Below are 23194 nucleotides of genomic sequence, written 5' to 3'. Positions count from 1 at the left end.
CCCCCAGAAACAACATAACGGATCTACATCTATTATATAGTATTTCCATCCATTTACAAAATAAGAGAACACCGGAAAGTGTCCTCTTATATGTAAATTACTGATTCAGCTGTTTAGCAACTTCTGCTGCCAGATCGTCCTGTTTCTTTTCAATGCCTTCACCCAGCTGGAAACGGGCAAAACGAAGAACTTCAGCATTCTTGGATTTCAGGAGTTTGGCAATGGTGAGATCGCCGTCTTTAATGAATTCCTGGTCCACAAGGCATACTTCCTTGTAGTACTTGTTGATTCTGCCAAGAACCATCTTTTCGATGATCTTTTCAGGTTTGCCTTCATTTCTTGCTTCCACTGCAAGAACTTCTTTTTCATGTTCGATTTCAGCCTGAGGCACTTCGGTGCGGTCGAGGTAGGAAGGATTAGCAGCAGCGACCTGCATGGCAATATCCTTGCCCAGTTCATCATCTCCGCCTTTCAGTTCAACCAGAACGCCGATCTTGCCGCCGCCATGGATGTAGCTGTAAACTTTGCCTTCAGCGCTTTCGTAACGTACGAAACGACGTACAGAAATGTTTTCACCGATTTTTGCAACAGCTTCGGTTACAGTATCTTTAACGGTCTTGCCGTTCAGGTCGGATGCCAGGAGAGCTTCCACATCGGCAGGATTTACGGCAATAATCTGCTGGGCAATGGATGCAGCCAGAGCTCTGAAGTCTTCGTTGCTTCCAACAAAGTCGGTTTCGCAGTTGACTTCAACGATGGTACCGGTTTTGCCATCTTCGGAGATAGCGGAAACTACAGCACCTTCAGCAGCTACGCGGCTTGCCTTCTTCGCAGCCTGGGACAGGCCCTTTTCGCGGAGAATATCAACAGCCTTTTCCATATCGCCTTCAGCTTCAACCAGTGCCTTTTTGCAGTCCATCATGCCTGCACCGGTTTTAGTACGCAGATCTTTTACCATACTAGCTGTGATTTTCATCTTATGACCTCCATCATAAAATTCAAGGTGTTTGTCAGATAAAGAGGGGCAATGCCCCGGGGGTTTTAAAGGGCCCCCGAACCATTAGATTATTCCTTGTCTTCAGCAGCAGCTTCTTCGGCCGGTGCTTCAGCAGCTTCGCCTGCTTCTTCTGCAGCAGCTTCAGCTTCCTGCTGGCCCTGACGGCCTTCGAGAACAGCATCAGCCATTTTGCTGGTGAGCAGTCTTACAGCGCGGATAGCGTCATCGTTGGCAGGAATCGGGAAATCGATAACATCGGGATCGCAGTTGGTATCAACGGTAGCAACAACGGGGATGTGGAGCTTGTGAGCTTCGGAAACAGCGATTTCTTCCTTCTTGGAATCGATGATGAAAATAGCGCCGGGCAGTCTCTTCATGTCTTTGATACCGCCGAGGTTCTTTTCCAGCTTTTCCAGTTCTCTCTTCATAAGGATAACTTCCTTCTTCGGATACTGGTCAGTGGTGCCTTCTTCAAACATCTTTTCCAGTTCCTTCAGACGGTTGATACGGGTCTGGATGGTGCGGAAATTGGTGAGCATGCCGCCGAGCCAGCGTTCGTTTACATAGAACTGATTGCAGCGGGTAGCTTCTTCCTTCACGGAATTCTGAGCCTGCTTCTTGGTGCCTACGAAGAGAATCGGTTCGCCCTTAGCTGCTACATCACGGATGAAAGCATAAGCTTCTTCAACCTTCTTCACGGTCTTCTGCAGATCGATGATGTAGATACCGTTGCGTTCGGTGAAAATGAACCGAGCCATCTTCGGATTCCAGCGACGGGTCTGATGACCGAAATGAACGCCTGCTTCTAACAACTGTTTCATGGATACAACTGACATAATAATAACCTCCTGTTAATAACCTCTGCCCGCTTCTTCTTCCATAACCACCCTGTCAGAGGGCACAGATATGAAATCCACGGACATGTGTACTTGTACTCAAGCTTTTTTATTTTATCAAAAAGAAATGGGAGATGCAAGAGGGAAATTTGACACGCCCTGCGGGCGTGAAGGTTCACGGCCCTTGCGGCCGAAGGTTGTGTAAAAGGGTTGTGTAGAAGGGTTCTCCCCTGTCTTATTGTCCCACCGCTTGCGGGGTGGCAAGGGAACTGGAGTCACACCAGCGAACTGGATTCGTAGGGGAGCGGCAGCGACCTGAGAATCTAGTGAGTCGGTGATAGCCGTGCTGTAGGGAGCCCTTGGGCGACTGAGAATCCAGTGACACGCTTCCCTATGGGTGAAGGTGGTGCGTCAGCACCAAAGGGGGGCGGGTCCGCAGGTTGTGTAGGGGAAGGTTCTTAAGATGGATGCGCCCTACGGGCGCAAGGGTTCTGAAGTTGTGCGCCAGTTCGGCGTGTATGGTATAGCCCGGTGAGAGCCCGGGCCCGGCAAAGCCTAGCAAGCAGCCGGTACTTAGTCTTGCATGTGAAGCCGTGAGGCCAGCATGAAGCGTAGACAAAGGAGTGCGAGAGCCGTAATGCGAAAGCGTGAAGCGATTCAGCCTCGTTAGAACGTTGTGTGGAAGCCGATACCCTAACTTAGGTCGCAGGCAGAAATGTACAGGTCGATAGGCGAGAACTGTGCAGGTTCCACCGGGGTCATAGAGCATGGCGAGCGCACGAAGTACTATACATGTACCTGGGAGAGCTGACAAGGGTCCTAAATGGATGACACCCATCCCAATGGTATGGACGCCAAAATACTTTACTGTATGGAGACGTCACAGATGCCCGGTCAGCAGTCGGATTACCTCATAGTAGTGATGAAACCTGTGAAAGCAGGTGGAGTGAAGGGGGTAAAGAATAGTCAACAATTGCAGGGAAACAGGTTCTGCACAGAGAGGTAGACGAAACTAAGACTTAGAGATTAGTTAAATGTAAACGGAACTGCAACTGATAAGGTGTAACGAGTACACCCCAAGGACTATTCTAAGAGCCGTATGCGGGAAAACCGCACGTACGGTTCTGTGAGGGGCGGACAGAGTAATCTGATTCCGTCTACTCGACTGACAGCCGCTTCGCGGCTGAGGGTTGTGGATTGCCCTTCGGGCAATGAGTATAAAGTCAGCGCTACGGGACTTGCTTTGGTGTCACCAGTGCTGCATGACGTAGTGCTATAGCCCCCTTCCTTTGGAAGGCAGAAGCCCTGCAGAGGGCTTCTGAGCCGGGCTCTTATTTGAGTATAGCCTGCACACAAAGCGAACACCTTAATGCCCGGCCGTTGGTGTCGCCGCAGGCGACGGAGGATAGCAGGCCTTTCACAGAAAGGCCGAGGCCCCAAAGGGGCCTGATGTGGCACATAGGTGCAAAGAGCATTATTCGGACCTATCCTCAGGGCTTCGCCCAGCTCCTTTCTGAGAAAGGAGCCTGCGTTACGGGATTACCCTCCTGCTACATAAATCACACTAAGCATTCTGCTGAATTGGCCACTGGCGTGGCCACCCCCTATCCGGCTGCGCCGGACTTCCCCCGCAAGCGGTGGCAGAACAACCCGTGCTTAATATAGAGGCTCATATGAATATAAAGCCTCGCGAAGCTTTGTTGTCCCCCCGCTTGCGGGGGGAAGGTGGTGCCGCAGGCACCAAAGGGGGTGGGCCCGAAGGGCCCGTTAGCGGGGTTCAGGGGGAAAGGTTCTTAGGATTGATGGGCCCTCCGGGCCCAAGGGTTCTTAGGTTTGACGCAGCCTATCGGCTGCGAGGGTTGTGGTGGCGCCCTACGGGCGCAATATAAAGTCAGCGTTACGGGGCTTGTCTCTTGTGTCACCAGTGCCGCATGAGGTAGTGCTATAGCCTCCTTCCTCTGGAAGGAGGTGTCGCCGTCAGGCGACGGAGGATAGCAGATTTTCGCAGAAAATCCGAGGCCCCATCGGGGCCTAAGATGTCTCATAGTGGCTTGAATCTATCTTCAAGACCTATTCTCAGGGCTCTGCCCAGCTCCTTTTCTGAGAAAGGAGCCTTACGTTACGGGAATACCTTCCTGCTGCTTAATTCACGCTAAACATTACGGTGAATTGGCCACTGGCGTGGCCACCCCCTATCCGGCTGCGCCGGACTCCCCCCCCTATTCAGGGGGGAGAATAAAACCTCTCTATATCTACCGATAGTGTCATGTGGCACATTGGGAAGCACCCATAGTGCCCCCTGAACAGGGGGAAAGGTGGTGCCGTAAGGCACCAAAGGGGGTGCCTTTTTTCCATCGCCCGCAAGGGCGGTTGTATGGTTTTATCGTAATGGCGCCCCCATATTTTCCAAAGGGCGCCCACCACAACCCTCACGCTGAAAGCGTGTCCATATCGGGAATACATCCAACTTCCACTAATTCCTCAACTCCCCACCTGCTCAATCTGTCCGGCAGACAGGTGGATGAATTCTCCTGTACCCTTTTCGTATCCCACTTCTTCTGCAATGTGCATGGTTCTTTCGTGGCAGGTGAAGAGGAAAATCTGCTGTTTCTTTCCCAGTTCCATGAGGAAGCGGAGGGTTTCGCGCTGCCGTTTTTCGTCAAAACGGACAAAGATGTCATCCAGCACAATGGGCAGCGGTTCGATCTGTTCTCCGAAGGAAAGGGCCATGGCCAGGCGGATGGCGAGGAATACCTGGTCGCCGGTGCCGGAGGACCAGATTTTTTCATTTTTCACAGCATGGGTACTGTCTTCGATGAAAATGTCTTTCCCGTTGTCTGCCATGTGAAGGGAGTATTTCCCCATGGTCATATCCTTCAGGAATTCGTTGGCCATTTTCATGATCTGAGGCTGGCGGCCCGACTCATAAATAGTCTGGGCACGGGTCAACAGTTCTTCGGTGTACATGAGGGTCAGCCATTCTTCCAGGGCGGATTTCAGTTCCGCTTCGATTCTTTCCTTTTTCTGGAGGGCGCTGGTCATGGAGTCATCTCCTGCCAGGCGGAAGATTTCGTTGTCGATGGCGCCCTGGGTTCTCTGGAGTTCGCCCAGTTTCGCCGATTCCTCTTCAATCCGGCGGGACAGTGTATTGTGGTTTTCCATCCACTGGTCATACTGGCCTGTTTCCAGTGCATGCCAGAGGGCTTCGAATTCTTCTTCTCCGCCGGCGTACATGCGAAGGTCCTGTTTCACCCTTTCCCATTCCCTGGCAATCTGGTCATGATGTTCGTGGGCATTGACCTTTTCAGCAAATTCTTCCGCATTTTTAGCATGAACCAGGTTCAGAAGGGTGTCCATTTCCCGTTGGCAGGAGGCCCAGCCTTCATCCAGCTTGCTCATTTCCTTTTCATAGGCTTCGTGCTGCTTGTTCTTTTCCTGCAGCGCTTCCCACTCCAGGCTGCGGCGATGGTTTTCCTCATAAATGTCGGCTATGCCGTCGGGACTTACGGCGTAGGGAAGGCCAGTGGCCTTGATGATAGACTGGGCTCTTGCTGCAAAGGCATCCAGTTTGGCGTCGATCTGCTCCAGGCGGAAATCAAGGATTTTGCCCTTTCCTTCGGCGGAGTAAATCTTCTGCCACTGTTCCTGCAGGGCGGAAAGGTTTTCCGCTCCTGTTTTGGGAAGGCTGTTTCTGGTGAGCCAGTCGTTCCAGGCTTTTTCCGCCTTATTCCTTTTTTCGGTCAGGATTTCTCCTTCTTCTTCCCAGTTTTTATGCTGCTGCATCTGTTTCCTGATAGTTTCCTTTTTCCAGGAAACGGCCTGGCGTTTTGCCTGGTCCTTGTAGAAACCGGATCGTTTTTCCTGCATCAGGTTATGGAAAGCTTTCAGCTCGTCCACCGTTTTCGGTGCCTGGCCCGGGAATTTGCCGCTCACATTTTTCCGCTGTGTTTCCAGCTCTTCTTTGCGAAGAGCCAGTTTTTCCAGGGTATTTCCCTTTTTATGGATGGCATGGCTGTGAAGGTAGAAGAATAAAACAGCAGCGGCTGCAGCGCCGCCGGCGCCGTACATGGCTATGGTGCCTGCCCTGGCCATGTAAAAGGCAGCCATGCTGCCCGCCGCCATGAGGATGAAGGCCATGCTGAGCCACAGCCAGGGAGTGAATTTCTTATCCTCCGTGGCGCTGATACTGTCCATTTCAGACTGGATGTCCGCTTCTTCATGAAGCACCTGTTCCAGCTCGCTGGCCATGGATTCGATATTCTGCCAGTCGGACTCCGATTCTTCCTTTTCCGGCAGTTCCATATCTTCGGAAAGTTTTTCCACTTCCGGTTCCCGCTGCTCCCAGAAATGGAGCTCATTGTTCCTGACGCCCAGGCTTTTGGAGAGTCGTCTCCCCTCTTCCCAGTCCACATTCTCGCAGGGCTTGTCCAGACTCAGGGCGTGGTCCCACAGGGGAAGAGAATAACCAAGATTGACGAAATCGATGCGCCAGTCCGATTTTTCCTTTTCCATTTCTTCGGCGTCCGCCATGGTCTGGCGCCACTGGCCCAAATCTACGTAGAGCCTTTCCAGCTCGTTTTCCACGCCCATCCAGGGGATGATTTCCTCTTTTTTCACAGGTTTGTAGGCATCCAGCTTTTCCTGCAGAGACTCTTTCTGGTCGTGAATCACCTTCATGCGGTTCATAAGCTGGTTCCACTGTTCCTTGCCGTTGGAGGGGAACATGGTGACCTGGGAGGAAAGATCCAGCTGGCGCTTCACGCTCACCGCCTGCTGATAGTATTTCCAGGCGCCCAGCCGCTTTTCCAGGCGGCTGTTTTCTTCATTATCCTTGTCCAGCTTTAACTGCAGGTCGGCAATTTCCTTTTTCATTTCCTCCTGCCGGTGCTGAAGGTCGGAAAAATCCTTTTCCTGTTTGGAAAGGCTGTCCAGTTCTTTTTCCGCTTCCTCCAGGTCAGAAGCCAGCTGGTTGATTTTTCTCTTGCCCTGGGCACTGGAAGTGAAGAGTTTTCCTTTGGCTTCCTCCAGTTCTGCCTTGGCATTAGCCAGTTTGTCGCCGCCCTGGAGCATGAAGAAACGGCTCCGCACGGTGGCGTTGGCCAGGAAGGAGGCGCCCTGCAGGTCTTCCAGACCTACGGCGAATATCTTTTCATAAATGGAACGGTTGAGACCGTGCCACCAGGCGGCAGGCAGGTCTTCCGTAAATTTCACATGGTTTGCATTTTCAAACCACTGTTCCTTTTCGTTCCGGAAAACACGGTAAAACTGGCCGTCGGAACGGACGAAGCCCATATTTCCTTTCCGTCCCTGCCATTTGCCCCTTCCGTAGCCGAAGAGCATGTCCCGGATGAAACGGAGCATGGTGGTTTTACCGCTTTCATTTTCTCCCATTACGATATTGAGGGACGTCTGGGAGGGCTGCCAGGAGGCATCGTGATAAATGCCGTACTGCTGGAGCTGAAGATCGGTAATTTTCATTTTTCCTCCTCTTTTGTCAGCATTTCCGCTCCCAGAAGCTCTGCTTTCTGAAAAGCATGAAGCAGGCTTTCGTCAGAGAGGGAATGGAGCAGTTTCCTGTATTTCACAAGCTCCGGCTGCTGCTCGGCAATTTTACGGAGCTCTTCCTTTTTCTTTTCCTCATCCATCCTGTCGATTTCATCGAAGGCCTTCAGGAAATTTCCCGTCACGTCGGGAAGTTCCCGCCTTTCCTTCAAGTCGATGGCGCTCTTTGTCCTGTCTTCCAGCCGGACGAACCAGGCAAAGAGGTAGCGGAACTGTTCCTTATCGTTTAGTGACTGAAGGATGAAATCCCTGCCGTCCTCCGTGGACAGCACATCATGGAGAGGGCCGCTTCCGGTGCAGATAAGGCGAATGATATTGGGCCTTCCGGTGAGTTCCTTGAGGCCGCTCCTTCTCTTGGTCACTGCCTGGATCAGCTCTTCTGCCTGGGAATAGGCGGAAATATCCATGGTCATATCCATCCAGCGGATGGTGTCGGTCTCAATAAATTTCAAAGTCACCGTGCCATAGGCACCTACATCCACCAGGTAACATCCCCGGGGGCCCGTTTCCCGAAGGCTCAGGCCCTGGGTGTTGCCGGGATAGACAATGTAGGGGGATGTGGAAATCGTTTTGCGGGTATGCACATGGCCCAGGGCCCAGTAATCCATACCGGCAGCCTTCAGATCATCTGCCGTGCAGGGTGCATAGGGTGAATCGGCACTGCCCACGTCGGTATGAAGCATGCCTATAGCAAAACCATCGTCCTTTTCCCGGTGGAACTCTTTTGCCAGATTTTCCTTCACATGGCGTGTTTTATAGGAAATACCATAAATAGTGGCCGCCTTTTCCCTGTCCTTCATCAGGGGAACGGCTTCCACATGGTCGGCGGGGAAAATATGAACCGTTTCCGGAAGCGGGATATCCGCCCGCCAGGCCTCGCCGGGGTCATGATTCCCATGAACCATGAAAATCCGGATGCCCCCCTGGGCCGCCCGGTAAAGCTCCCGGGCAAAGGCCATCTGGGCGGACAGGCTGTGATGGTCGCCATTGTAAACATCGCCGGAAATCAGGATGGCATCCACCCGGTTCTCCAGGGCTGCATCCACCACCTTCTCAAAGGCCTTAAAAGTGGCCTTCCCTATCTGTTCATTCCAGGGACCGCTGCTTCCCATGCGGATATCGCTGAATGGTTCTCCCAGATGAAGATCAGCACAATGGATAAAAGAAAAATGTTTACCCATACGTCCTCCTTGTATGTTTCTTGTATATGTCTCTAGAGTTTCTAGTTTCTAGTTTGAGGGTTCAAAAGGTTCAAAGGGTTCAGAGGGGAAGGTATCGCCGCTTCGCGGCGATGAGTATAAAGTCAGCGTTACGGGATTGGCTTTTGTGTCTCAAATGCTGCATGGCGGAGAGCCGGAGCTTTATTGTGCCCCCGCACAGCGGGGTGGCAAGCGAACTTGGTTCGTAGGGGAGTGATAGCGACCTGAGAACCAAGTGAGACGCTTTCCCGTGGAGAAAGGTGGTGGCGAAGCCACCAAAGGGGGAGCGCTTTTCCAACGCGCAAGGGCGGTTTGCCTGTTTTCCATCGGGCGAAGCCCGGTTGTAAAAGTTTTATTCATACTGGCGCCGCAGGCGCCCACCACAACCTTCACGCCGTAAGGCGTGTCAAACGTAAGAACCCTCAGCGCCTTAGGCGCTGTCAATCTTTAGAACCTTCCTCCTCTGAACCTTTTGAACCAGCCCGCCTCAGGCGGGCCGCCCCATCTTGAACCCGGGGCCGCTCCGCGGCCCCTTCAAAGGCGCTTTCTTCCTATTCTATCACATTCCTGTCCCATGCATAAAGCACAAAAGAACTGCGGCTTCCTGCCGCAGTTCCCTTTGTCACATTTCTTACATGGCGTCGTAAATGTCTGCCACCGCATCATATTCTTCATCCGTTGGAGGAACGTATTCCGCCTCGCCCTTTTCATCGGTGTCAATTCTGGCAAGGATGATATCCGGTTCTTCTTCGTCCTCGGACTCAGGAATGGATACCAGTACAGCGAATTCCTTTCCTGCGAAGGGAATCACCGTATCCTGCACGTAGTCTTTTTCACTGCCGTCAGGGCCGGTAATGGTAATAATGATGGGGTCTTCTTTTTTCTCGGTCATAGGTTTATCCTCTGTTTTTGAATGAAAGATGCTGCAGATACCCTTCCAGGATGGCTACAGCGGCCATTTTATCTATGACTTTCTTTCGTTTTTTCCGGCTCACGTCGGCTGCGATAAGCTGTTTCTGGGCCATGACGGTGGTAAGCCGTTCATCCCAGAAATGGTAGGGAATGTCAGGGAAAGCCTTGGCCAGTTCTTCGGCGAAGGCCTCGGTTCTTTCCACACGGATGCCCTTTGTGCCGTCCATGTTGAGCGGCAGGCCGATGACAAATTCTTCTACCTGGTACTGATCCGTGAGCTCCCGAAGCCTTTTGAAATCGGCCTCCCGGGTGGTGTGCCGTATGGTTTCCAGCCCCTGGGCGGTCCAGCCGAAGAGGTCGCTCACCGCCACGCCGATGGTGACGGAGCCCACATCAAGACTCATGATTCTCATTTCATAAGCCCTTGTGCTTTACGTAGAAACGGACCAGTTCTTCCACCAGTTCATCTCTTTCAATACCAGAAATAAGCCTTCTGGCGTCATGTCGGCTGGTAATATATGTCGGCTCCCCTGAAACAAGATATCCTACAAGCTGTACCGTAGGATTATGCCCTGCTTCTTTCAAAGCCGCATACACTTCCTGCAGAATCATGGCTGCCTGTCGGTTCTCGCCTTCATCGGCATTGGTATTGAATAAAATCGTTTCATCAGAGACTGACATATATATCCCTCCTTAACCAAGCATGTCGGCAATAGCCTCCACGCCTGCTTTCACTGCATCTTCCAGCTTTGCTGTATCCCGGCCGCCGGCCTGTGCTACTGCCGGCTTGCCGCCACCGCCGCCGCCGCATACTTTGGCGGCTTTGGAAACTACCTTGCCCATATGAACACCGGCCTTCACCGCTTCCGGAGAAGCCATGCCCACCAGGTTTACCTTGTCGCCGGACACGGTGCCAAGGATGAAGGCGCCATTCTTAAGTTTTGCCTTCACTACATCTGCGGCCTTTCTAAGGTCGTCCATATTATCTGCCTGTACCACAGCACCGAAGAAGGAAATGCCCTTCTTCTCCTGGAGATCCTTCATAAGGGAATCCAACTCGCCCTTTGTCTGTTCTTTTTTCAGTGCTTCCAGCTGTTTTTCCAAATCCTTCACTTCGGAAAGGAGTTTTTCAATCTTTTCCGGAACATTTTCCACTTTTCCCTTCAGGAGAGAAGCGGAATTTTCGAGGATGCTGCGGTCAGCCTTCATCATTTCATAGGCCTTTTTACCGGTCACTGCTTCGATACGGCGGATGCCGGAGCCGATGCCTCCTTCGCTGATCAGGCGGAAGGACCCCAATTCGCCGGAGTTCTTCACATGGCTGCCGCCGCAGAGTTCCTTACTGAAATCTCCTACGGAAACCACCCGTACTACGGCACCGTATTTTTCACCAAAGAGAGCCATAGCGCCCGATTTCTTTGCTTCTTCCAGAGGCATTTCCTGGATATTCACAGGAAGGGCATGGAGGATTTCACGGTTCACCGCTTCTTCCACAGCAGCAAGCTGTTTTCTGGAGAGCGGTTCCGGCCAGGTGAAATCGAAACGGAGGCGGTCCGGAAGTACAAGAGAGCCAGCCTGGTTTACCTGTCCGCCCAGCACTTCGCGAAGTGCTGCCTGCAGCATATGGGTGCCGGTGTGGTTCCTTGCCAGGTCTTCTCTTCTTTCCCTGTCAACCACAGCCTTCACCGTGTCTCCTTCGGAAATCGTGCCTTCACGGACAGTGCCAATGACATAAATAATACCGTCAGGGAGTTTCTTCGTATCTTCTACGTCGATTACCCCTTCTTCGCCGGTAATGGTACCGGTATCGCCGATCTGGCCGCCGCCTTCTGCATGGAAGGGGTTGTTCTGAAGGATGACAGTCACTTCTGTACCGTCAGCAGCTTCCTTGATTTCCTTACCGTCTTTGCCAAGAAGGAGGAGCTTTGTTTCTCCGTCCCTGTCTTCTGTAGTGAGGCTTGCTGCATCGAGCTTGGTGGTGTCCGGAGTTGCCACTTTGGCAGAAACTTTGGCCCGGGCCGCTCTGGCTCTTTCCTTCTGCTCAGCCATGGATGCTTCAAAGCCTTCCTTATCAATGGTAAGGCCCTGTTCCTTGGCGATCTCATCGGTCAGTTCCCAGGGGAAACCGTAGGTATCATAAAGTTTGAACACCTTGTCGCCGGAAAGGACGGTGCCCTGTTTCTTCTTTGTGTCTTCCAGCATCTCGGAAAGAAGGTCCGTGCCTGCATTCAGGGTAGCATGGAAGCGGTCTTCTTCTACGCCGGCTACTTTCTTAATAAATGCCTGTTTGTCCACCAGTTCCGGGTAAGCGGGCTTCATCATGCTGATAACCACATCGATCATCTGGCCGATGAATGCATCCTGGATGCCCAGGAGCTTGCCGAAGCGGACTGCCCGGCGCAGGATACGGCGGAGCACATAGCCTCTGCCCTCATTGGACGGAAGAATGCCGTCGGCAATCATATTTGTAATAGCCCGGGCGTGGTCGGAAATCACCTTCAGCGCCACATCGCCCTGGGCGCTCTGGCCGTAAGGTACGCCGGAGAGAGACGCTGCTTCTTCAATAATGGGGAAGAAAAGGTCCGTTTCAAAGTTGTTTTTCTTCTTCTGAAGAACCGCTGCCAGACGTTCCAGACCTGCGCCGGTATCAATGTTCTTCTTGGCCAGCGGCAGGTAAGAGCCATCCTTCTGGCGGTCATACTGGGAGAATACGAGATTCCAGATTTCCAGGAAACGGTCGCCGTCTCCGCCCATCTGGTTTTCCGGATCCGTGCCGAATTCCTCGCCCTGGTCGTAGAAAATTTCAGAGTCGGGACCGCAGGGGCCTTCCCCGATTTCCCAGAAATTGTCAGACAGCGGATAAATGTGGTTTTCCGGCAGGCCGATCATCTTGTGCCAGTAATCATGGGCTTCATTGTCGTCGGGATAAATGGTGACATAAAGGCGGGACTGGTCCAGCTTTAATACCTCTGTCAGGAATTCCCAGGCCCAGGTAATGGCTTCCTTCTTGAAATAGTCGCCGAAGGAGAAATTCCCCAGCATTTCAAAGAAGGTATGGTGACGGGCCGTATGGCCCACGTTTTCAATATCGCCGGTGCGGATGCACTTCTGGCTGGTGGTGACACGATGACGGGGCGGTTCCACCTTGCCTGTGAAATAAGGCTTCAGCGGCGCCATGCCTGCACCGATTAAAAGAAGACTGGGGTCATCCTTCGGGATCAGAGAGAAGCTCTTTAATCTCAGATGGCCTTTTTGATTTTCAAAAAATGAAAGATATGATTCACGAATATCATTGCCCTTCATGATAAACCCCCTTACTGTAGTTGTGTTCTTCATTATATATGACTTGCACGGTCCATGCAAATAGATATTTGTTTATGATGTAGATTCATACGGAGCTTTACGCGGTATCACCGATGGACCTGGGCCCGGGTTCAAAAGGTTCCGCCTGCTTCCGGCGGGCCGAACCCTCTGAACCCGGGGACGCCCTGCGTTCCCTTTACTGCCCTATTTCCTTTTCCAGCCGGATCACCGCCAGCTGCTTGCCCAGGTCTTTATATTTCACTTCATCGTAGTCCGCATAATAAATATGCTCCTCCAGGTCCCCTTCTACTTCCACCCGGCCTACGGGATCGATGAACATGGAGTGTCCCCCCAGCTGGACACCATGATAGGTGCCCACCATGTTCACGGCGCAGATACACATGCCGTTTTCGATGGCCCTGGCTCTGGTAAGCACTTCCCACTGGGACAGGTGCACTTTGGGCCAGGAAGCGGGAGCCAGCACGAGAGTGATACCGGCCTTCGCCATTTTCCTCCACATTTTAGGAAAGTAGAATTCATAGCACACCGCCATGCCGGTTTTTACGCCGCCAATATCCGTTTCCATGAGATGGGTACCCGGTGCCATGAGCTGGGCCTCCAGATAGCCGTAAAAGAGATGCCTCTTGCTGTAATGGGCCTGCACCCTGCCGTCAGTTCCGAAGATAAGGCCCGTATTCTTCACTATTCCCTCTTTTTCCAGAGGAAGGGTGCCCGCTGCCAGTGTTACATGGTGGAAAGCGGCAAAGGAGGACAGCCGGTCCACAAGACCGTCTCCCGCTCGCGTAACCCTTTTTTTAAAATCATGGAAATTGTAGCCGATGGTCCACAGCTCCGGCATCACAAGTACATCCGCCTTCGGCGCCGCCTCGTCAAGAAGGTCGAAGGCATGGCGGATATTTCTTTCCTTATCTCCCTCTGCCACATCCATCTGCAGCATAGCAATTCTCATTCCATCACCTCCGCCCAAGGAATATGCAAAGGGCTGTAGGAAATATGAATCATATTTCTTTACAGCCCTCATTGGTTTCAGATTTTACAATACCCGGTTAGCCCCTACGTACCGGTCATGCCAGTAACCGTTCTTCATGGTAGCTACAGCCACACCCCGGCTGCTGGTGGCACTGATAAAATATCCGTCCCCCAGATAAAGCCCGGAATGGGATATTCCTTCCTCATAGGTTTTAAAAAAGACCAGATCTCCCGGTTCCAGAGCATTGACAGAAATCTTCCTGCCGGACAGATACTGCTCGTCCGCCCCGCGGGGAAGGATAATGCCTTTTCTGTTAAACACATACTGGATAAATCCGGAGCAGTCAAAGCCCGAAGGCGTAGTACCGCCGAACTGGTAAGGAACCCCCAGATACTTCTGGGCTTCCGTGGTAATCGCCTTCACCGTGTCGCTCATGGGTCCCGCCTTATGCCATTCCACACGGGAATCATCAATGCCCGCATAGGGAATGGAAGCATTCCCCCGTCCGGCAGGTTTGGCATGGGACGTGTACATGGTCTTTCCCATGAGAGCCTTATAAGTCACAGGCCCCACAATCCCGTCGGCGGAAAGATGTTTCCTCCGCTGGAACTTCTTCACCGCATTGGCAGTAGCCACATTATAATTTCCATCGGTTCTTACTTTGAACCCGTATACATTCAGCCTTTTCTGCAGATTCCGCACCTCCGGCCCCTGGGAGCCGATCATGTAATCTGCCTGTGAAACCCCTGCTGTTCCCAAAGCAAGCACGCCTGTCAGCAGCAGAACGCACAGTTTCTTCTTCATGCCTGCACTTCCTTTGACTCATCAAAATCCATCATTCAATCTCATAGTTATCCAGTGTATCATGCTAATTTCTTTATTATTTTACCACATTTTGAAGGGAATTTCCTCTATGAATTAGGAACCCGTTGAATTAAGGAAGCACTGATTAATTCATAGTACACCAGATCACCAGATTACTAGAACACTAGATCACTAGTACACTAGATCACTACAGGATATACTCCACCGCTTCGGACAGGTGTTTGACAAATACCACGGAGTCCATAAAGGCAGTAAGGCCGCTGCTTTTGCAGAAATCGGTCACTTCTTCCCGATTTCCTTCCGGAAGAATAAAGCGGGAGAACTTCATTTTCACCGCTTCCTTGAGCCTGGGACCGATTTTGGAAACGGGCATAACTTCACCGGTAAGACCGATTTCCCCTAGTGCCATCAGTCCCCTTGGCAGGGGAATATCTTTTTTCACGGAAACAAGGGCCAGGGTAATGCCCAGATCCGCCGCCGTTTCTTTGACACGAAAGCCTCCTGCCACGTTGAGATACACATCATCCGATGAAAAGGGAATGCGGGCCCGTTTTTCCAAGACCGCCAGAAGGATGATCATGCGGTTATAGTCACAGCCTGCAGCGATCCTTCTGGGAATGGCCAGCACGGAGTGAACAGTTAACGCCTGGATTTCCACCAGCACCGGCCGAAGGCCTTCCATGCAGGCCACCACCATGGAGCCGGGAGCGGAGTCGCTGCGGTTCCGGAGCATGTAGCGGGACGGGTCTTCAATGCCTTTGAGCCCGTTTCCTTCCATCACGAAGAGGCCGGACTCGGCGGTGGAGCCGAATCGGTTTTTCACCGTGCGGAGCACCCGGAACTGATAGCTTCTGTCCCCTTCCAGGTAGAACACCACGTCCACCATGTGTTCCAGAATGCGGGGGCCTGCCAGATTTCCTTCCTTGGTCACGTGGCCCACAATCATGACGGAAATATTGGTCTGCTTGGCAAACCGTACCAGGGCAGAGGTGCAGTCCCTAATCTGGGCAGGGCTTCCCATTGGGGAATCCACGCCGGAAATATACATGGTCTGGATGGAATCAATGACCAGCATGGAAGGCTTCAGGGTCTCCGCCTCTTTCAAAATGCTGTCAATGCTGCTTCCGGCATAAATATAGCAGTTTTCATCATTCACATGGAGCCTTTCTGCCCGAAGTTTTACCTGAATTTCCGATTCTTCGCCGCTGCAGTAAAGCACCCCTTCTCCCTGGGAGGCCATGGCATGGCAGATCTGGAGGATGAGGGTGGATTTGCCGATGCCCGGTTCCCCGCCCCAGAGAATGACGGACCCTTTCACAATACCGCCGCCCAGAGGACGGTCCACTTCCTTCATGTGAAGAAGAATGCGCTTATCCCCATTGAAATGAATGGCTGAAAGTTTCTGGGGTTTGGTGTTTCCCTGCAGATTTACGGAAAGAGAGGGACCCATGCTTTTAGGTGCCGGCGTCTCCACCCGCTCCTCCAGGGTGTTCCACTCCCCGCACTGGGGACAGCGCCCCATCCATTTCAGCGTTTCTGCTCCGCAGTTGGAGCATATGTATTTCGTACGTACTTTGGCACTCATAGGAGTCTCCTTTGCTGCTTATATATTGTTTGGCTGACCGTGCCGCGGCCCTCTCTCCACAGGAAAGCGTCTCACGAATTTTTCAGTCGCCTGGGGTCCCTGCAAATTTCGTTTGCCTGCCGCTCCTCAAGGGAACGCAAGAGAGCAGTGTCAGGAAGACAGGCGGGAGGCGGGGCCTATACGGGTCGCAGAGCGGCCCCGGTTTATGTATAAAAAATGGAGCCATGCGTTATGCACAGCTCCATTATACTACATTCTACTCAAACGATTATTCTGCCTTGAAGGTGAGTTTGCCTTTTTCATCTTTGTCTACGTGGAGGACTTTCTTGTCTTTCAGGCCGTCCTGGAGGATGAGTTCGGAAATAGGATCTTCCAGTTCTTTCTGGATGGTTCTCTTCAGCGGACGGGCACCGTATTCTACATCGGTACCGTCAGCGATAATCACCTTTTTAGCTTCGTCGGAAACGTCCAGGGTGACATGGAAGTGTTCCAGTTTGCCTGCCACTTTCTTCAGCATGAGGTCCACGATTTCGGAAAGGTTTTCCGGAGTGAGGGGATGGAATACGATGATTTCATCGATTCTGTTGATGAATTCAGGACGGAAGGTCCGTTTCACCTGATCCATAATCATCTTTCTGATATCTTCGAAGGATTCTTTCTTTTCTTCTTTTTCACCGGAAGAGAAGCCAAGCTGTTTGCCCATGTGGCCTTTGAGGAAGTTGGACCCCAGGTTACTGGTCATGATGATGACGCAGTTGGTGAAATCCACGGTCCTGCCCTGGCCATCGGTCAGACGGCCGTCGTCAAGAACCTGCAGGAGGATGTTGAAGAAGTCCATATGGGCCTTTTCCACTTCATCAAAGAGGATGACGCTGTAAGGATTGCGGCGTACAGCATCGGTGAGCTGGCCCCCTTCTTCATAGCCTACATATCCTGGAGGTGCACCGACGAGACGGGAGACTTCATGTTTCTCCATGTATTCAGACATATCGAAACGAATCATGTTCTTCTCGCTGCCGAACATACACTCAGCCAGTGCCCTTGCCAGTTCGGTCTTGCCTACACCGGTGGTGCCCAGGAAGAGGAAGGAGCCGATTGGACGTTTCGGATCCTTCATGCCGGCCCTTGCACGGCGGATAGCGGTAGCCACCGCATGGACGGCTTCATCCTGGCCGATGACTCTCTTATGGAGTTCGTCTTCCAGATGGAGCAGCCGTTCGGAATCACTCTTCTTCAGATTCTGTACCGGTACGCCGGTCCATTTGGATACCACTTCTGCCACGTCCTCTTCGGTGACAGTCAGATGGTCATGGTCTCCGCCTTTCCAGTCTTTCTTCAGCCCGTCAATTTCAGTCTGCAGTTTTTTAGCCTGGTCGCGGTAAATGGCTGCTTTTTCAAAATCCTGGGAAGAAACGGCAGCTTCCTTTTCTTTGTTGATGGATTCCAGCTCTTCTTCCTTTTTCTTCAGTCCTTCCGGCGTAGAAGATGCTTCCATGCGGACTTTGGCAGCGGCTTCATCAATGACGTCGATGGCCTTATCCGGCTGGAAACGGTCGGTAATGTAACGGCCGGAGAGTTCCACTGCCGCTTTCAGTGCTTCGTCCGTAATCTTAGCCTTATGGAAGGCTTCGTAGCGGTCGCGAAGGCCTTTCAGGATTTCCAGGGTATCCTTCGGCGTCGGTTCGCCAACCTTTACCGGCTGGAAACGGCGTTCCAGGGCTGCGTCTTTTTCAATGTATTTCTTGTATTCCTTCAAAGTGGTGGCACCGATGCAGCGCAGTTCCCCTCTTGCCAGGGCCGGTTTCATAATGTTGGCCGCATCCATGGAACCTTCGCTGGAACCGGCACCTACCAGGGTGTGCAGTTCATCTACGAAGAGAATCCAGTCTTTATGTTTCTTCACTTCATCAATGACTTTTTTCAGTCTTTCCTCAAATTCGCCTCTGTACTTGGTGCCTGCCACCACGGAGGACATGTTGAGGGAAATGATATGGCAGTTTTTCAGGATTTCCGGTACATCGTTATTCACAATGCGCTGAGCCAGACCTTCTGCAATGGCGGTCTTGCCTACGCCCGGTTCGCCGATGAGAACAGGGTTGTTCTTGTTACGGCGGGAGAGAATCTGGATAACCCGGTTGATTTCATCATTTCTGCCGATAACCGGATCGATTTTCCCCTGTTTGGCCTTTTCGTTCAGGTCCACTGCAAAGCCGTCCAGGTCGCCGAGATTAGCGGATTTATCGGACTTACCGCTGTCTTCAGAAAGGAATTTTTCAAAGGCCTTTTCCAGTTTGTCTTCCGTCACGTTGAAGCTTTCCAGGATACGGACAGCCAGGCCGCCGCCTTCATGAAGAATGGCCAGCAGCAGATGTTCCGTGCCTACATAGGAATTGCCCAGTTCATTGGCCTCTTCCACAGCCATTTCCAGCACTCTCTTGGTACGGGGTGCTGCGTAGACTTCACCGGTACTGAAGAGGGACCGGCCCTGGCTGTACTGGGACAGCAGCTGTTCCACCGCTTCCACAGTAACGCCCAGGGAATTTAAAATCTTGCCGCCGGCGGTATCTTTTTCATGGGCAATGCCAAGAAGAAGATGTTCCGTGCCAATGTAGTCACTGCCCAGTTTGGCAGCTTCGGAAGCGGCAAATTTCCAGGCGTTTTTCACGCCGTCAGTAAATCTATCTTCCATGATAACTCCTCCTTTGCTTCAGAGTCTTGATACGATTTATGCGATAAAAGAACTTACGAATAAATATATAACATCTATGCGATAAAGCTGTGTATACAGCGAAATTTTTTTATAATGAAATCAAATTACAAATTTTTCAGTACATCTCTTAAAAGGGCGGATCTCCACTTTTCAAGATTTCCTGCATCTTCCCCGCTGCTGCGTGTGATTTCCGCCACCTGACTGTCGGGGATGAGGGAATAAAGGCGGTAGAAAGTAAGGCCGTCTTCGTCTGGAATCATGTCCGCATTAATACCCATACGGATGAGTCCGGCAAGGTAAAGGGCCTCTTCCCTGCTCATGCGTCTTGCATATTTCAGCGTTCCCAGAGCCCGGAAGATGCGGTCCCTAAGGTCTTCTTCCGAGCTTTCAAAGGTATCTTTCCAAAGCTTCTTCTCTTCCGATGTGATTTCCTGAAGAATCTTGTCCAGTTCCGATACATAGTCCCCTTCACGGATACCCAGGGATTTTGTATTTTCCAGAAGGTAGAAGGGATAGCGGCTGTCCGCTTTTCCTGCTGCCAGAGACAAATGGAAACCGCGGAGTTCCAGAAATTCGGAGAGGCTTCCTATCCTGTCGTGGAGGGAAAATCCCGGCAGGAACAGGAGGGATACCATCTTCATGCCGGAACCGGTGAACTGGGGCGAAGCGGTGAGGTAGCCGAATTCCCTGTCAAAGGCATAATCCAGAATATCCGCCGCCTCGTCTGCCAGGCGGGCCGTCCTTTTCCACAGGCTGTACACCGTATTGCCGCCGGAAAAGCCCAGGAAAGCCAGATGGTCATGGACATTGGTCCTGATGGCAAGACTGCCGTCCTCATTGAGATAGAGCCGGCTGTTTTCATCCAGCGATGCAGCCCCATCAGGAAGAAATCCTTTTTCTGAGAGGATTTCCTTTTCCTGCCCGTTCAATGACTCCATACTGTAGGGAAGGAAGGTTCCCAAACCATGGTCATTAAGGTATCTCACTGCTTCGTCCAGCTTTCCCGCCGCCTCCCTCTTTTCCACATCAGGAAGCTCCGATGGAAAGCGGGTGCTCTTCATATTTCTTAAAAGAGAAATTCTGGTAAAGATGACCGGATCATCCTTTGTAATCTGGGCCCATCTGGGAAGCTCATTTTCCAATATTTCCTGAAGGGTCATTTGGATGTGCCTCCTTTCCCTTCCTGTTCCATTTTATGGATTTCATCCCTCACTTTGGCAGCTTCTTCGTAATTTTCATCGGCCACCAGCTTGGACAGCTTATTCCGCAGTTCTGTGAGCTCCGGCGATTCTTCCTTTACCTCCGCCTTCTTCGGCTCGTCGCCGCTGTAGCGGTGGGCCCCCTGCATATGCTGGAAAGCGGGACGGAGTTTTTCGCGGAAAGCTTCATAGCAGCCGGGGCAGCCAAGAAGACCGTCTTTTTTGAAATCCTCATACTTCTTTCCGCATTCCGGGCAGGAAAGGCTTTCGATGGCCGTCCTTGCAGGGCGGAAAAGGGAATTCATGAAACCGTCATTGAAGAAACTGTCAAAGCTGTTTCTGAATAAATCATGTCCAAAGAAATCCATAGACGGATGCATAAGATTTTCTTTGGCTGCGCATTCCCTGCACAGATGTTTTTCTGTTCTATGGCCATTGACGATCTGTGTCACATGGACCACTGCTTCTCTTCCATGACAACGATCACAAAGCATAATTTCAATCTCCTTTCAAGGCCCATTCAATGCGGTGAATCATGGTCTTGGCCGCCTCCCTGCGGTGGCTTTCAGGACAATACTCAAGCATGGTACGGGTCATTGCACAAATCAATCGGTATTCCTGACTGGAAATAATGTCATAATCAACAAGCATGCGGTAGTACCCGTCCAGTCCGTTTTCTATGGCTTCAATGCTGTTTGGATTCTCCCCCGGCTTCGCAGGCCTGCTTTTTCCTGCCTGGCCTTCCCGGGATTCGTGGGGACCATTTTTTGAAGCCTGAGGAAGATTTCCGCTCTTAAGGGAAATCTTGATATATCCCCCGCTTCCTCTTCGGGACTCCACTACAAACCGGTCATCGGAAGAAAACCGGGTATTAATCACATAGGTAACCTGGGACGGTGCGCATTCTAACAGGTCAGCCACGTCTTTTCTTTTCAGCATGACCTGGTCATCGGTTTCTTTATTCAGCATTTCCAGAATGAATTTTTCAATCCTGTCTGATAGCATTGTATTATTCATTTAACACTCACCACTTTCCATAACCTCTCTCAACTTTCGATTCTATTGTATCGCTTTAATGTCAAATAGTCAATAGGTAAAATCAAAAAAATTTTACTTTTATTTTCCTTTCTCTGCTGAATCCTGGAATTATTCGTAAATTTCGTATATTATTCCTAAAGTCTTCATGTAAAAAGCCTCTTCCCCATAGGGAAAAGGCTTTTATTTCTTGACTATTTATTTTGTCTTTTGACTTTTGTGAAATGAAATTACAGGAAATCGCTGTCCGATTCTTCTACCCCCGCTTCGGAAAGAGCGGAAAAGATGATGGAGGAAGAGAATCCCCGCCTTGCCAGGAAGGAGGCAGCCTTCCTGTAATTTGAAAGGATGGAAGGCATGGCTTTTGCCCTGCTCTTAAGCACACGGCAGGCATTGTCCCTCTCTTCCTCTTCGGGAATACGGTAGGGACAGGGAAGGCCCCGGGCCTTCATTTTCTGCAGGATATAGGTATTGCCGTAGCAGCGGCGGTTTCTGAAAGCACGGAATACATCCTCCGCCAGGCTTTCATCATCCACGTAGCCATAATGCTTCAGCCGGCTCACCGTATCTTCGATTTCATCCTGGCCGTAGCTCCGCTCCTTCAGCTTCCGCCTCATTTCCATCTCACTCTGGCCCCGGTATTTCAACAGGTGAAGAGCTGCTTCATAGCAGCTTCTGTCACTGCTCTTCCCCGTCCTGTTCCGATAATACGCCATCTTCGAAATGGTCCGGTTCTACAACGAGGGTGTCGCGGATAATCTTGTCGATTTCCGCCGCCACATCGGGATGTTCCTTCAGGTAGGTCTTGGCAGCCTCCCTGCCCTGGCTGATACGGCTTCCTTTATAGGAATACCAGGCGCCGCTCTTCTGGATAATGTCCATATTGACCGCAATATCCAGCAGGGTGCCTTCCTTGGAAATGCCCTCGCCATACATAATATCGAATTCCGCCACCTTGAAAGGCGGAGCCACCTTGTTCTTGACCACCTTGGCCCTGGTGCGGTTGCCAATGACTTCGGTGCCGCTCTTAATGGCTTCAGCCCTTCTGATTTCAATACGCATGGAAGCGTAGAACTTCAGGGCCCGGCCGCCGGTGGTGGTTTCCGGGTTGCCGAACATAACCCCCACCTTTTCGCGGATCTGGTTGATGAAAATCACAATGGTCCTGGATTTGCTGATAATGCCGGTGAGTTTTCTCAAGGCTTTGCTCATGAGGCGGGCCTGGAGGCCCACGGACTGGTCGCTGATATCCCCTTCGATTTCCTGCTTCGGCACCAGGGCTGCTACGGAGTCGATGACCACGATGTCCACAGCGCCGCTTCGTACCAGGGATTCACAGATGGAAAGGGCCTGTTCACCGCTGTCCGGCTGGGAAATCAGGAGATCCTTCGTATCCACGCCCAAATGATGGGCATACATGGGATCCAGCGCATGTTCCGCGTCAATGAAGGCAGCCACGCCGCCCAGCTTCTGGGCTTCTGCAATGGCATGGAGGGCCAGGGTTGTTTTACCGGATGATTCAGGACCGTAGATTTCGATAACTCTGCCTCTTGGATAGCCGCCTACACCAACTGCAATATCAAGGGCCAGGGAACCGGTGGGAATGACATCAATGTCCAGTTTGTCCCCCATATCCCCCAGACGCATAATGGAGCCTTGTCCAAATTCCTTTGTAATCTGGTGCATGGCACTTTCAAGGGCCTTCTTCTTTTCCGGGCTTAATTCTGTTTGGTTTGCCATGGAAATCCTCCTTATGAAATGGGAAGGAAACCTTCCTTCTTAACTTAATATCTTTGTTCTTATTTTACTATATATAGCGCAAAGAGGGAAATAGAACTGAGAGGTTAGACGATAGATAATAGACGATAAAAGTCAGACGATAGGCATCAGACTTCTGCCGTCATTTCCAAAAACAAATGACACAAATGCTAACCGCCATAGTGTCATTTCGAGCGGAGGGCAGCGGAGGTATGATGCCTCTATTTCATGAAGCCGGTGAAGAGGAGTCGAGAAATCTCACTCCGTAATGGTACATGCCAC

The 23194-nt window shown here is 51.6% G+C and carries 17 protein-coding genes; all 17 read right to left on the bottom strand.

Annotation, left to right across the window (positions count from 1 at the left end):
* Window positions 1-97: 97 nt before the first annotated feature.
* The 17 genes from tsf to recA all read right to left on the bottom strand — a co-directional run bounded on the left by tsf (window position 98) and on the right by recA (window position 22894).
* Window positions 98-976 (bottom strand): translation elongation factor Ts, encoded by an 879-nt coding sequence (tsf, locus tag Q0482_RS07550; RefSeq protein ID WP_299145162.1) that lies wholly within the window; start codon window positions 974-976, stop codon window positions 98-100.
* A gap of 89 nt (window positions 977-1065) precedes the next feature.
* Window positions 1066-1833, bottom strand: coding sequence for a 30S ribosomal protein S2 (rpsB, locus tag Q0482_RS07545; RefSeq protein WP_299145161.1), 768 nt, complete (start codon window positions 1831-1833; stop codon window positions 1066-1068).
* Window positions 1834-4314: 2481 nt separating this feature from the next.
* Entirely contained in the window at window positions 4315-7311 is a 2997-nt protein-coding gene (locus Q0482_RS07540) for an AAA family ATPase (protein ID WP_299145159.1), read from the bottom strand.
* Window positions 7308-8576 carry a DNA repair exonuclease gene (locus tag Q0482_RS07535; RefSeq protein WP_299145157.1) on the bottom strand — a complete coding sequence of 423 codons (1269 nt, stop codon included), beginning with the start codon at window positions 8574-8576 and terminating at the stop codon, window positions 7308-7310. Before Q0482_RS07535 ends, Q0482_RS07540 begins: the two co-directional genes overlap by 4 nt.
* A 649-nt stretch (window positions 8577-9225) precedes the next feature.
* Complete coding sequence (locus Q0482_RS07530; RefSeq protein WP_299145156.1) at window positions 9226-9486, bottom strand: DUF1292 domain-containing protein; 261 nt, start codon at window positions 9484-9486, stop codon at window positions 9226-9228.
* A 4-nt stretch (window positions 9487-9490) separates the two neighbouring features.
* Complete coding sequence (gene ruvX / locus Q0482_RS07525) at window positions 9491-9919, bottom strand: Holliday junction resolvase RuvX (protein ID WP_297001254.1); 429 nt, start codon at window positions 9917-9919, stop codon at window positions 9491-9493.
* A 1-nt stretch (window position 9920) separates the two neighbouring features.
* Entirely contained in the window at window positions 9921-10187 is a 267-nt protein-coding gene (locus tag Q0482_RS07520) for an IreB family regulatory phosphoprotein (protein WP_291056850.1), read from the bottom strand.
* 12 nt (window positions 10188-10199) lie between these two features.
* Window positions 10200-12809, bottom strand: coding sequence for an alanine--tRNA ligase (alaS, locus tag Q0482_RS07515; RefSeq protein WP_299145153.1), 2610 nt, complete (start codon window positions 12807-12809; stop codon window positions 10200-10202).
* A 196-nt stretch (window positions 12810-13005) separates the two neighbouring features.
* A complete protein-coding gene (locus Q0482_RS07510; protein ID WP_299145151.1) occupies window positions 13006-13779 on the bottom strand; it encodes a nitrilase-related carbon-nitrogen hydrolase in 774 nt (257 codons plus the stop codon).
* A gap of 84 nt (window positions 13780-13863) precedes the next feature.
* Window positions 13864-14604 (bottom strand): NlpC/P60 family protein, encoded by a 741-nt coding sequence (locus Q0482_RS07505; RefSeq protein ID WP_299145149.1) that lies wholly within the window; start codon window positions 14602-14604, stop codon window positions 13864-13866.
* Between the two features lie 208 nt (window positions 14605-14812).
* Complete coding sequence (gene radA / locus Q0482_RS07500) at window positions 14813-16210, bottom strand: DNA repair protein RadA (protein ID WP_299145147.1); 1398 nt, start codon at window positions 16208-16210, stop codon at window positions 14813-14815.
* A 268-nt stretch (window positions 16211-16478) separates the two neighbouring features.
* Entirely contained in the window at window positions 16479-18899 is a 2421-nt protein-coding gene (locus Q0482_RS07495) for an ATP-dependent Clp protease ATP-binding subunit (RefSeq protein ID WP_299145145.1), read from the bottom strand.
* Between the two features lie 125 nt (window positions 18900-19024).
* Window positions 19025-20080, bottom strand: coding sequence for a hypothetical protein (locus Q0482_RS07490; protein ID WP_299145143.1), 1056 nt, complete (start codon window positions 20078-20080; stop codon window positions 19025-19027).
* Entirely contained in the window at window positions 20077-20613 is a 537-nt protein-coding gene (locus tag Q0482_RS07485; RefSeq protein WP_299145141.1) for a UvrB/UvrC motif-containing protein, read from the bottom strand. The genes Q0482_RS07490 and Q0482_RS07485 overlap by 4 nt, the downstream gene beginning before the upstream one ends.
* Window positions 20614-20617: 4 nt before the next feature.
* Window positions 20618-21136 carry a CtsR family transcriptional regulator gene (locus Q0482_RS07480; RefSeq protein ID WP_299145139.1) on the bottom strand — a complete coding sequence of 173 codons (519 nt, stop codon included), beginning with the start codon at window positions 21134-21136 and terminating at the stop codon, window positions 20618-20620.
* 248 nt (window positions 21137-21384) lie between these two features.
* Window positions 21385-21870, bottom strand: coding sequence for a regulatory protein RecX (locus Q0482_RS07475; protein ID WP_299145137.1), 486 nt, complete (start codon window positions 21868-21870; stop codon window positions 21385-21387).
* Window positions 21833-22894, bottom strand: a complete 1062-nt coding sequence (gene recA / locus Q0482_RS07470; protein WP_299145136.1) for a recombinase RecA — start codon at window positions 22892-22894, stop codon at window positions 21833-21835. Before recA ends, Q0482_RS07475 begins: the two co-directional genes overlap by 38 nt.
* Window positions 22895-23194 lie beyond the last annotated feature (300 nt).

The sequence above is a fragment of the uncultured Dialister sp. genome, from assembly GCF_937959425.1.
In the GTDB taxonomy this organism is placed as follows: Bacteria; Bacillota; Negativicutes; order Veillonellales; family Dialisteraceae; genus Dialister.
The sequence above is the reverse complement of the archived record's forward strand: the minus strand, read 5'-3'. Positions and strand labels throughout refer to the sequence as shown.